Annotated in this window: 13 protein-coding genes; 12 read left to right on the top strand and 1 reads right to left on the bottom strand. The window is 27.0% G+C overall.

All coding sequences use genetic code 11. From position 1 onward, the window contains the following. The first annotated feature begins 5 nt into the window (after window positions 1–5). The gene (locus tag KJR01_RS04875; RefSeq protein ID WP_214117538.1) at window positions 6–392 is read left to right on the top strand and encodes a hypothetical protein; all 387 of its coding nucleotides are present in this window, start codon (window positions 6–8) and stop codon (window positions 390–392) included. A 19-nt stretch (window positions 393–411) separates the two neighbouring features. On the opposite strand, the gene KJR01_RS04870 is transcribed toward KJR01_RS04875, so the two are convergent. Further along, a complete protein-coding gene (locus KJR01_RS04870) occupies window positions 412–813 on the bottom strand; it encodes a hypothetical protein (protein WP_214117537.1) in 402 nt (133 codons plus the stop codon). 56 nt (window positions 814–869) lie between these two features. Between KJR01_RS04870 and mobB the strand changes: the two genes are divergently transcribed. From mobB to KJR01_RS04815, 11 genes are all read left to right on the top strand, one after another. Next, window positions 870–1,340, top strand: coding sequence for a molybdopterin-guanine dinucleotide biosynthesis protein B (mobB, locus tag KJR01_RS04865; protein ID WP_214117536.1), 471 nt, complete (start codon window positions 870–872; stop codon window positions 1,338–1,340). Beyond that, window positions 1,340–2,203: a class 1 fructose-bisphosphatase gene (locus KJR01_RS04860; RefSeq protein WP_214117535.1), complete on the top strand. Its 864-nt coding sequence runs from the start codon at window positions 1,340–1,342 to the stop codon at window positions 2,201–2,203. The genes mobB and KJR01_RS04860 overlap by 1 nt, the downstream gene beginning before the upstream one ends. Then, complete coding sequence (locus tag KJR01_RS04855; protein ID WP_214117534.1) at window positions 2,190–2,375, top strand: hypothetical protein; 186 nt, start codon at window positions 2,190–2,192, stop codon at window positions 2,373–2,375. The genes KJR01_RS04860 and KJR01_RS04855 overlap by 14 nt, the downstream gene beginning before the upstream one ends. Before the next feature lie 8 nt (window positions 2,376–2,383). Next, the gene (gene metG / locus KJR01_RS04850) at window positions 2,384–4,255 is read left to right on the top strand and encodes a methionine--tRNA ligase (protein ID WP_214117533.1); all 1,872 of its coding nucleotides are present in this window, start codon (window positions 2,384–2,386) and stop codon (window positions 4,253–4,255) included. Window positions 4,256–4,258: 3 nt separating this feature from the next. After that, a complete protein-coding gene (locus KJR01_RS04845) occupies window positions 4,259–5,098 on the top strand; it encodes a hypothetical protein (RefSeq protein ID WP_214117532.1) in 840 nt (279 codons plus the stop codon). Continuing rightward, on the top strand, window positions 5,095–6,495 hold the full coding sequence (locus KJR01_RS04840) for a UDP-N-acetylmuramoyl-tripeptide--D-alanyl-D-alanine ligase (protein ID WP_214117531.1): 1,401 nt from the start codon (window positions 5,095–5,097) through the stop codon (window positions 6,493–6,495). Before KJR01_RS04845 ends, KJR01_RS04840 begins: the two co-directional genes overlap by 4 nt. 110 nt (window positions 6,496–6,605) lie before the next feature. Next, the gene (locus KJR01_RS04835; protein WP_214117530.1) at window positions 6,606–8,033 is read left to right on the top strand and encodes a catalase; all 1,428 of its coding nucleotides are present in this window, start codon (window positions 6,606–6,608) and stop codon (window positions 8,031–8,033) included. Window position 8,034: 1 nt separating this feature from the next. Continuing rightward, window positions 8,035–8,499, top strand: coding sequence for an ankyrin repeat domain-containing protein (locus KJR01_RS04830; protein ID WP_214117529.1), 465 nt, complete (start codon window positions 8,035–8,037; stop codon window positions 8,497–8,499). Window positions 8,500–8,781: 282 nt separating this feature from the next. Then, entirely contained in the window at window positions 8,782–9,483 is a 702-nt protein-coding gene (locus tag KJR01_RS04825) for an ABC transporter substrate-binding protein (protein WP_214117528.1), read from the top strand. A 9-nt stretch (window positions 9,484–9,492) separates the two neighbouring features. Next, window positions 9,493–10,188, top strand: coding sequence for a transporter substrate-binding domain-containing protein (locus KJR01_RS04820; protein ID WP_214117527.1), 696 nt, complete (start codon window positions 9,493–9,495; stop codon window positions 10,186–10,188). 308 nt (window positions 10,189–10,496) lie between these two features. After that, window positions 10,497–11,213, top strand: coding sequence for a transporter substrate-binding domain-containing protein (locus tag KJR01_RS04815; RefSeq protein WP_214117526.1), 717 nt, complete (start codon window positions 10,497–10,499; stop codon window positions 11,211–11,213). Window positions 11,214–11,217 lie beyond the last annotated feature (4 nt).

Below are 11,217 nucleotides of genomic sequence, written 5' to 3'. Positions count from 1 at the left end.
TTAGTATGCAAATTAACAATAACATACAAAGCAATGTCTTAATGGCTCAAAATAAACCTACTCAAAAAGTTGAAGATACTTCGGTAGAACAACTAAATGAGAAAAAAGTAAGTGAAGAAAAATTAAGCGAGAAAAAATATCAAGAAATCAGCACTCAACAAGATGAAATAATTTCAAAAATTCAAAATAATAATACAAATAAAGCTGATTTGAAAAATGATTTAGAAAAAATAGAAAATAGTTTAAAAACAGCAAATAACAATAACGATAGATTTAAAAATGAAGATTTTTCTAAATTAAACGCTAATTTTTTAAAGCAAAATGAAGAAAGTTTTAAAAACGCTCAACAAGTTAATTTTAACCAAACTCAAATAGCATCATTATTAGCGTAATTTTAAGGGTTTTTAGCCCTTAAAATTGATATTCAAGAGATTTTGAAATTCTTTGTATTTTAGCGCTTCTTGTTTCTTCATTATTTAAAGTAATTTCCATATCAATATTTGTCTTTTTACTAGCAGTATTTATTATTTTGTAAAAATATAAAAAATCATTTTTATAAGGCAAATTAAATTCATTTTTTGGCAGTTTTAAAAATTGAACCAAATACCCTTCAATTATTATATGTTCAATTTCATTTTTACTAGCAATCACAAAATAATCGTTATTATCCTTAACTCCTAAATAACTAATAATGCAATCATTTACATAATAAGACCTTAGCATTATTTCTTCTTTTGAATTATAAAATTCATCATTTTGCCTAACACAAGCTGTAAAACATATCAAAATTACTAAAAATAAAGCTTTTTTCATTACTTCTCTTTCGTTTAATTTATAAATTTATAATTTTTAATAAAAAAGGTTAATCAATGAAAAAAGCATTCGCATTTACTGGCCCATCAAATTCGGGCAAAACTACACTAATTTGTAAAATTTCAGAGCATTTACAAAAGCTTGGCTTAAAGGTAGCAATAATTAAGCACGACCCAAAAGATAAAGCAGTATTTGATACAAATGGTAAAGATAGTTTTAAATTCTATCAAACGGGTGCTGAAGTTGCAGTTTTAAGTCCTGTAAAAACCACTATTTTTTATCACGAAAGCTTAGAAATAGAGCAAATAATTAAGCAATTTAGTGCTGATATTGTTTTAGTTGAAGGACTTAAAAGTTTGCCTTTACCAAGATTATGTGTGTTTTGCAAAGAAGTTGATGAGAGTTATTTAGAATATTCTTTAGCATTAGCTAGTTATTCTAATAAAGATTATGGTTTAAAGCAATTTAATTTAGATGATATTGCTAGTATTAGTGAATTTGTTTTGAATAATGCTAAGGAGATTTAATGCAAGAAATAATAGAAGCTATAAAACAAAGCGTTTTAAAGATTAAGCAAAGCTTTGATAACCCTGAATATGGCTATACAGAATTAAGCAATGCTAGTGGGGATTTACAATTAAAACAAGATGTATTAAGCGATATGATAATTACAAACGAGCTTAGTAAAATTGGCTCAATTAAAGCAATTATCAGTGAAGAAAAAGAAAATCCGCAATTTTTATACGATGATGCAAAATATATAGTTGCGTATGACCCACTTGATGGCTCTTCTTTATTTGATGTTAATTTTGCAGTAGGAAGTATATTTGCCATCTATGAAAATACTGCAGAGCCTAATAGTTTAAAAGCAGCTATTTATTCAATTTATGGTCCTAGAACCCAATTAGTAGTTTGTATAAATGAACCAAAATTATATGAATACGATGGAAAAGAATTTAAATTCTTAAAAGATTTAAAACTAAATGAAAAAGGTAAATTAAACGCAACAGGCGGCACTCAAAAAGATTGGAGTAAAGCTCATAAAGCAATGATTGATAAAATATTTAGTGATGGATACCGCTTAAGATATAGCGGTGCTATGGTTAGTGATTTGCATCAGATTTTAATAAAAGGCGGGGGATTGTTTTCATATCCAAATACAAGTGAAGCTACATTAAATGATGGTAAATTAGGAAAACTTAGGGCTTTATTTGAAGTATTTCCTTTCGCTTATATTTACGAAAAAGCTGGTGGATTTTCAAGTGATGGGATAAAAGGCTCTAAAGGATATGAGAGTTTGCTTAATTTAAAATTTAGCACAATTCACGCAAGCACACCTTGTTATCTTGGTTCAATCAGTGAAAAGGCATATTTAGATGAATATTTATGAGAGTAATTTGCAAATTGCTAAAAAGAATTTGCAAGATTGCCAACAAAAAACACAAAATAAATTATCTTGTATAGATTGTGAAAAGCTCTGTGAGTGCGATATAAGAAATGCTTTTGTAAAGGCTACTTATGAAAATATGTCGCAAGGTGCTTCACAAGATTTTAATTTTTAAGGATTTAGATGAAAACATATATTACAACTCCAATTTATTATGTAAATGACAAAGCTCATATAGGTCACGCATATACCACTATAATTGCTGATACGCTTGCTAGATTTGCTAGACTTAAAGGAGATGAGACTTTCTTTTTAACAGGCACTGATGAGCATGGTCAAAAAATAGAAGAAAGCGCTATCAAAAATAACGAAAGCCCAAAAGCTTATGCTGATAAAGTTAGTAAAAGTTTTAAAGATTTGTGGGCTGAACTTGAAATTAGTAATGATTATTTTATTAGAACAACTGATGAAAATCATAAAAATTGTGTTCGTAAGATTTTTTTAAAAATGTATGAAAAAGGCGATATTTATAAAGATGAATACGAAGGTCATTATTGTGTATCTTGCGAGACTTTTCATACAAAAACTCAATTACTTGATAATGATAAATGTCCTGATTGCAAAAAGCCTACTAGAATTTTAAAAGAAGAAAGCTATTTTTTTAGATTAAGCAAATACCAAGATAGATTATTAAAATGGTATGAAGATAATCCTACTTGCATTATGCCAGCTAGCAAAAAAAACGAAGTAATAGCATTCGTAAAACAAGGCTTAAGGGATTTATCGGTAACTAGAACTAGCTTTTCTTGGGGTATAAAAATACCTGATGAATTAAATGATAGTAAGCATATAGTTTATGTATGGCTTGATGCTTTGAGTAACTATTTGAGTGCTTTAGGGTATTTAGATAATGATGAAAAAATGTCTTTTTGGCCTGCAAATATTCAATTAGTTGGTAAAGATATTTTAAAATTCCACGCAATTTATTGGCCTTGTTTTTTAATGAGCCTTGATTTAGAGTTGCCTAAAATGATAGGAGCGCACGGCTGGTGGACGGTTGAAGGCGAAAAAATGAGTAAAAGTGTAGGAAATGTAATAAATCCTATTGATGTTAAAAATGAATTTGGCAATGAGCCTTTAAGATATTTTTTATTATCTCAAATGCCTTTTGGAAATGATGGAGATTTTAGCAAACTTGCGATGGTTAATAAAATAAATGCTGAATTAGTGAATGAATTAGGTAATTTATTAAGCAGAAGCATATCAATGGCTAAAAAATATTTTAATTTGAAAGTGGAATTTGAATCAGGATTTAGCGAAGAATTAAATAAGGCAAATGAATATTTTAAAGCAAGTATAAATGCTATAAATGAGCTTAGAATGAATGAATATATAAGCGAAATTATGAAAGCTTTAAGTATAGCAAATGCGATGGTTTCAAAATATGAGCCTTGGACTATGATGAAAAATAACGAAAGTAAACAAACTCAAAGCTTATTAGTAGTAATTTTTAATATTTTAAAAAATGCTAGTATTTTATTAAGTCCTGTTATGCCAAAAGCTAGTGTAAAAATAGCTAATGCTTTAGGAATAAATATTGATACTAAAACATATAACGATATGTTTAATTTACAAAAAGAATTTAATTTAAACGAATGCGAACATTTATTCTCAAGAGTTGAGCTTAAAATTGAAAGCAAAGAAGAAGTAAAAAAAGAATTAAAAGAGCCAAAAATCAAAATTGATGATTTTGCAAAAATCAAAATGCAAGTAGCAACCGTCTTAGAATGTGAAAATGTAGAAGGTAGTGAGAAATTATTAAAATTCCAACTTGATTTAGGAACTGAAAAAAGACAAGTTTTAAGCGGAATTGCGAAATATTATAATGCTAAAGATTTAGTTGGCAAACAAATTATTTTACTTGCTAATTTAGAGAGTAGAAAAGTATTTAAGCATTTAAGTGAAGGTATGATTTTAAGTGCTAAAAATTCAGATGAAAGCTTAGTTTTATTAACACCGCTTACTAAATGTGAAAATGGTGCAGTGATTGGATAAAAATTGGAAATAACTAATTTTTCAGAATTAATTAATGCAAAAATTATTAATAAGCCTAGTGTTTCTAGGCTTAAAGATTTTTGCCTTAATTTAAATAGCGTTACTAATGCTAGTGCGTTTTTTACCAATGAACAAGCATTGGCAAATGAAGCTATTAAAAAAGGTGCTTATGCGATAATTAGCACTAAGGATTTATCAATTAGTGATAAAGAAGTAGCATTTTTAAAAATAAATGATTTTGAATTTGCTTTAACAAGATTGCTTGCGTTTTATTCAATTGATAAAAGGGTGGTTTTATTAGATGAATTAAGCATAGAATGTTTAAATAGGCTAAATATTACTACTTTAAAAAATGACTTATTTTATGATTTTGAAAATATTTTAAAAAATAATTTAATCTTTTGCTCAAGCAAGGAATATTTAGATAAATTAAGCTTAAGCTATGAAAATGTAAAGTATTCTTATGAAATTATTAAACGCTCTAGTTTTTTTTATCAAGATTTAATATTAAATGATGAGTATTATTACAATGTTTTTATACCTATAATATTTACAGAACAATTTGCAAAAATCAATGTATTTAAAGAACTAAATATCAATTATTCAAATCTTAAATTATTAGATTTTATATTTTTAAATGACAATAATGAAATAGTCAAAATGAGCGAAGGCTCTAAGGTCGTGTTTTTTGAAAATAACGAATTAATCATTAGCGAAATCAAAAAACATTTAAATTTATTTGAAATCACCGAAATAAAAAATCATACTTATATGTTATATAAAGGCGATAAAAATAAATTTATTAATGAATTAAATGTATTTAATGAAGGGTTATTTTTATGATTTATATAGTTTCTTTTGCGTTTTCTTTTTTGATGCTTTATTATTTAGCTTTAGTATTGCAGTTAAATAATTATAAATTTAAAAGAGTTTTATTTAATTTTTCTAAAAAGCGTTGGCATTTTTATTATTTAATAGCACCATTTTTACTCTATGTAATTACTTGTGATATTAATCATTTTTTAGCCTTAGGAGTAGCTATAATTTATCTTTTAGCTTTAATTTTTTTAGCAAAAAATATTGATAAACCTTTAGTATTTACAGCTAGGATTAAGAGATTATTTTTATTTAATTTATTAGGTGCTTTTGTATTTACCCCAATTCATTTTTATTACAAACTTGACCCACATACCTTAGATATTATAATTTTTGCATTTTTACTTTCGTATATTTGTGAGTATTTTGTAAATAAGAGTTTTTATGATAAAGCTTATAATAAAATAAGCAATTTAAAAGATTGTAAAGTAGTATTAATCACTGCAAGTTATGGCAAAACAAGTATCAAACATTACCTAGCTAGTATTACTCAAAACTATTTTAAAATTCATTATGCTAAAGGTAGTATCAACACTCTTTTAGGGCTTATTAAAGATATTAATGAAAACCTAAACCCAAATACAAATTTATTAATAATAGAAGCAGGTGCTAGAAAAAAGGGCGATATAGAAGAAATCACAAAATTAGTCCGCCCACATTATGTAATAATAGGACAAATTGGCACAGCTCATTTAGAATATTTTAAAAATATAGAAAATACTAAAGAAGTTAAAAAAGAAGCCCTAAAAAGCACTAGATTAGAATTAGCAATCACTCATAGTAGTGTAGGTGAGAGCTTTAGCTATGATAGTGCTTTAAGTGAGATAAAAGCTAGTTTGGATGGGCTTAGTTTTAAATGCAATGATGAAAAGTATTTTGCTAATTTATTAGGTAGTTTTAATGCTAGTAATTTATGTGCTTGTATTTACCTAGCTAAGGCTTTAGGTTTAAATTACGAGCAAATTAGCAAAGAAATAGCTAATTTAAAAGCTACAGAACATAGATTACAAATCATCTCTCGTGAGCCAAAATTTATAATTGATGATGGGTTTAATGGTAATTATGATGGTATGAGTGATAGTTATAGAATAATTAAAGATTATAATTTAGGCAAAAAAGTCTTAGTTAGTCCAGGCATAATTGAAGCAAGTGAAGAGTTAAATAAAAAACTATGCAAAGTAATTAATGAATGTTTTGATTTAGCAATTATTACAAGTGAGACTAATGCTAGAATATATGATGAGAATTTAAAAATTAAAAAAATCATTCTAAAAGATAAAGCAAAATTAATTGAAACTTTAGCTAATGAAACTAAAGAAAAGGATTTAATAATATTCTCAAACGATGCTCCTAATTTCATATAAAATAGAATAAAATTATTAGCTAAAAAATTTTTTAGATAATAATTTTTATTATTTACCAATTATTATCCTATGTTATTTATTATTACTTCACATTTTTAAAAGGAGATATAATGAAACAATTAACAACGGATTTTGGTAACCCAATAGGTTCAAATCAAAACTCACTTAGTGCAGGTGCAATGGGACCGCTTTTAATGCAAGATTATCAGTTGATTGAAAAACTTGCTCATCAAAATAGAGAAAGAATTCCAGAGCGTGCAGTTCATGCAAAAGGAAGTGGAGCTTATGGAGAATTAAGAATAACACAAGATATTAGCAAATATACAAAAGCAAAAGTTTTTGCTAAGGGTGAAGTTACTCCACTTTTCTTACGCTTTTCAACAGTTGCAGGTGAAGCAGGTGCAGCTGATGCTGAAAGAGATGTTCGTGGCTTTGCGATTAAGTTTTACACAAAAGAAGGTATTTGGGATTTAGTAGGTAATAATACTCCTACATTTTTCTTAAGAGATGCTTACAAATTCCCTGATTTTATTCATACTCAAAAAAGAGACCCAAGAACTCATTTAAGAAGCAATAATGCTGCGTGGGATTTTTGGACTTTAACTCCTGAAGCACTACATCAAGTAACAATTCTTATGAGTGATAGAGGAATTCCTGCATCATATCGCCATATGAATGGATATGGTTCTCATACTTATTCATTTATTAATGATAAAAATGAAAGATTTTGGGTTAAATTTCACTTTAAAACCAAACAAGGAATTAAGTGCTTAACAAATGAAGAAGCAGAAAAAATCATAGCAAAAGATAGAGAATCTCATCAAAGAGATTTATATGAGAATATTGAAAAAGGAAATTTCCCTGTTTGGAGCGTAAAAGTTCAAATCCTTGCAGAAAATGAAGTTGAAAAACTTGGATTTAATCCATTTGATTTAACAAAAGTATGGCCTCATAGCATTGTTCCATTAATTGAAGTTGGAGAAATGATATTAAATCGCAATCCACAAAATTATTTTAATGAAGTAGAGCAAGCTGCATTTAGCCCAAGTAATATTGTTCCAGGTATAAGCTTTAGCCCTGATAAAATGCTTCAAGCTAGAATTTTTAGTTATCCTGACGCACAAAGATACAGAATTGGTGCAAACTATCATCAATTACCTGTAAATAGAGCTAGAAATGAAGTTAGCACATATAATGTTGCAGGTGCTATGAATTTTGGTATAGGTGATAATTTAGCTAATGGTGCTTATTATGAGCCAAATACTTTAGGTGGTGCAAGTGAAAATGCTAAATATCTTGAGCCTGATTTGGCAATAGGTAATAGTGCAGCTAGATATGCTCCGCTTGATAATGATTTTTATACACAACCAAGAAATCTATTTAATATCTTACCTGCTGATGAAAAAGAAAGACTATATAAAAATCTAGCAGCAAGTTTTGATGGTGTAAAAGATGAAATCATTGCAAAAGCTCTAGCACATTTTGAAAAAATTAGCCCTGAATATGCAAATGGCGTAAAAAAAGCTTTAGGAAAATAAAATGCAATTAAGTAGTGCCGAATTAGCAAGATACGATGAATTATGTAAAATGGCGTTGGATTTTGCAAGAAATAATGATTACAACACTCTCCTTAACATGATAAAGGCAGGATTTAATGTTGATTTTAAAGACCATCGTGGAAACACACTTTTAATGTTGGCTTGTTATAACGGCTCTTACGAATGCGCTCAAATGCTTATTAGCAATGGTGCAAATGTTGATATGAAAAATGATAAAGGTCAAACTCCACTAGCTGGAGTTTGCTTTAAAGGTTATTTAAATATCGTAAAACTGCTAGTAGAAAACGGAGCGAATATTGATGAAAACAATGGTTTAGGAATGACTCCTTATACATTTGCCTTAATGTTTGGAAGAACTGAAATTGCTGAATATTTAGCTTCGCAAAAATCTAGTATATTAAAAAAATTAACGTTAAAACTCTTAAAACTCTTCAAAAAAGTATAAAATTTAAAAGCAAATAATATTTTTTATAAATAATTAATATTATTTGCTATTTTATGATATATTTTTGCGAAAAATTTTAAAGGAGATAAAATGTTAAATTGTAACAATCTAAATTCTTTTGTATTATTAACTAAAGCCCATTGACCCTTACTCTTATTTTTTAATTTCCCAATTTTTATTATTGTTTATTTTTTAGTTTTTTATTTTTAGCATTTTAAGCTTTATAGCTTTATTTTATTTGCTTGAAAATAAATTTGTTTTATTGTTTTTAAAGGAAAAATTATGAAAAAATTTATTATTTTATTAGCATTTGTAATGCAAATTTTCGCACAAGATTTGATTAAAGTTGGAATTGACCCAGCATATGCACCATTTGGATATATGAAAGATGGTAAAGCATATGGATTTGATATAGATTTAGTAAATGAAATAGCTAAAATATTGGATATTAAAGTGGAATTTATTCCTATGGATTTTGATGGTTTAATAGGTGGTTTAAAACTTAAAAAAATTGATATGATAGCTTCAGGACTTAGAAATACACCAGAAAGAGCTAAGAGCGTTGAGTTCAGTGATTTTTACTACATAAGTAGTAATTATTTTTTAAAACAATCTTCAAGAACTGATATTATTGAAATTAATGGACTGACTATAGGAGCGCAATTAGGCTCAATTCAAGCTGATATATTAGCTAGATTTAAAGATGTAAAAATATTTTTAAATGCTGATACTTCAAATTTAATCTTAGCATTAGTTGGTGAAAAAATTGATTCTGTTTTAGTAGATAAAACTGTAGCCAAAGGATATTTAAGAAATTATAAAAATTTAGTTGTATTTAAGAAAACTGAAGAAAAAACTGATGGTCTTAGTTTTGCTTTTGCTAAAGGAAATACAAAGTTAAGAGATGAATTTAATAGGGCACTTAAAATTATAAAAGATAGTGGAATTTATGATAATTTAATAAAAAAATATGATATGGAATAAGGAAAAATTATGAAAAAATTAATTATTTTATTAGCATTTGTAATGCAAATTTTCGCACAAGATTTAATTAAAGTTGGTATGTCGCCTGGTTTTGCTCCGTTTGGATATATAAAAGATGAAAAAATCGTTGGCTTTGATATAGATTTAGTAAATGAAATAGCTAAAGTATTGGATATTAAAGTGGAATTTGTTCCTATGGATTTTGATGCTTTAATGGGTGCTGTTAAATTAGGCAAAATTGATGTGATTGCTTCAGGACTTAGCAATACTCCTGCAAGGGCAAAGAATGTTGAGTTTAGTGATATTTATTATACTGGTTCAAATTGTTTTTTAAGATTAAAATCAAGAACTGATATTAAAGATTTAAATAATTTAGTAGTAGGAGTGCAATTAGGTTCAATTCAAGCTGCAATGCTTAATGAAATTCCTTCGGCAAAACCATTTTTAAATTCTGAAATTTCAAATCTAATCCTAGCATTAGTAAATGGCAAAATAGATGCTGTTATAGTTGATAAATTAGTAGCTAGAGGATACTTAAATACCTATAAAGAAATTGAAATATTTAAAGATATACAAGAAAAAAGTGGCACTAGCTTTGCATTTGCTAAAGGTAATATTAAATTAAGAGATGATTTTAATAAGGCTTTAGAAATTGTAAAAAGTCAAGGAATTTATGAAAAATTATTAGAAAAATATGAAATGTGATATTTTTTAATACAAATTTTGTTAATTTTGTTACAAATCGTAACGAAATTAACAAAAAAAATAATTTTTTATTATCATTAACAAAAAATATTGATATTATTATTTAAATTATTTTAAAGGAGAAAAAATGCAAAAGAGTGTTGCTAAATTATTTTTAAGACTTCGTTGATGCTTACTACTATTTTTTAATTTCCCAGATTTTATCATTGTTAATTTTTATTATTGTTAGTTTTATCATTGTTATTTAGGTTATTTTAGTTTTTTGCTCTAAGCAATTTAGTTATTTATTTTTATTAAAAGGATTAATTATGAAAAAGTTATTTTTAGGTTTTGCACTAGTTGCACAAATTTTTGCTCAAGATATTTTAAAAGTAGGAACATCTCCAGGTTATGCACCATTTGAATATATGAAAGATGGTAAAATTGTTGGATTTGATATGGATTTAGTGGAAGAAATAGCAAAAATACTAGATATTAAAGTTGAATTTGTTGCTATTGAATTTGATGGTTTAATCAATGCTTTAAAAGCAGGGAAAATTGATGTTATAGCTTCTGGAATGAACGAAACCCCACAAAGAGCAAAAAGTGTTGATTTTTCTAATTCATATTATAACGGGGTAAATTATTATGTTAAATTAAAAGAAAATACTAATATAAATTCTTTAGAAGATTTATCAAAAGGAGCAAAATTAGGAGCTCAATTAGGCACTTTACAAGCTGATGAAGTTAGTAAAATTAAAGGCGTAAAACCATATTTAAATTCTGAATTAATAGTTTTTGTTTTAGCAACGGTTAATAAAAAAATAGATGGTTTTGTATTAGACGCTGCTGTGGCTAAAGGCTATATTAATACTTATCCTGAACTTAGCGTATTTGCTAAAACACCAATTTTAGGTGATGGAGTGAGTTTTGCATTTGCTAAAGGTAATACAAAATTAAAAGATGATTTTAATAATGCCTTAAAAATTCTAAAAGACAACGGAACTTATGTAAAATTATTACAAAAATACGATTTAGATAATTAAGGAG

It is taken from the genome of Campylobacter sp. 2018MI10 (assembly GCF_018501175.1).
GTDB lineage: Bacteria > Campylobacterota > Campylobacteria > Campylobacterales > Campylobacteraceae > Campylobacter_E.
Note: the sequence above shows the minus strand (reverse complement) of the source record. Positions and strands in the feature narration are given on the sequence as shown.

Bases quoted from the DNA above. Each gene is read 5' to 3' on its own strand.
- KJR01_RS04860 (WP_214117535.1), top strand. From the start codon at position 1,340: ATGCAAGAAATAATAGAAGCTATAAAACAAAGCGTTTTAAAGATTAAG.
- mobB (WP_214117536.1), top strand. From the start codon at position 870: ATGAAAAAAGCATTCGCATTTACTGGCCCATCAAATTCGGGCAAAACT.
- KJR01_RS04875 (WP_214117538.1), top strand. From the start codon at position 6: ATGCAAATTAACAATAACATACAAAGCAATGTCTTAATGGCTCAAAAT.
- KJR01_RS04820 (WP_214117527.1), top strand. From the start codon at position 9,493: ATGAAAAAATTAATTATTTTATTAGCATTTGTAATGCAAATTTTCGCA.
- KJR01_RS04825 (WP_214117528.1), top strand. From the start codon at position 8,782: ATGAAAAAATTTATTATTTTATTAGCATTTGTAATGCAAATTTTCGCA.
- KJR01_RS04870 (WP_214117537.1), bottom strand. From the start codon at position 813: ATGAAAAAAGCTTTATTTTTAGTAATTTTGATATGTTTTACAGCTTGT.
- KJR01_RS04855 (WP_214117534.1), top strand. From the start codon at position 2,190: ATGAATATTTATGAGAGTAATTTGCAAATTGCTAAAAAGAATTTGCAA.
- KJR01_RS04830 (WP_214117529.1), top strand. From the start codon at position 8,035: ATGCAATTAAGTAGTGCCGAATTAGCAAGATACGATGAATTATGTAAA.
- metG (WP_214117533.1), top strand. From the start codon at position 2,384: ATGAAAACATATATTACAACTCCAATTTATTATGTAAATGACAAAGCT.
- KJR01_RS04840 (WP_214117531.1), top strand. From the start codon at position 5,095: ATGATTTATATAGTTTCTTTTGCGTTTTCTTTTTTGATGCTTTATTAT.
- KJR01_RS04815 (WP_214117526.1), top strand. From the start codon at position 10,497: ATGAAAAAGTTATTTTTAGGTTTTGCACTAGTTGCACAAATTTTTGCT.
- KJR01_RS04835 (WP_214117530.1), top strand. From the start codon at position 6,606: ATGAAACAATTAACAACGGATTTTGGTAACCCAATAGGTTCAAATCAA.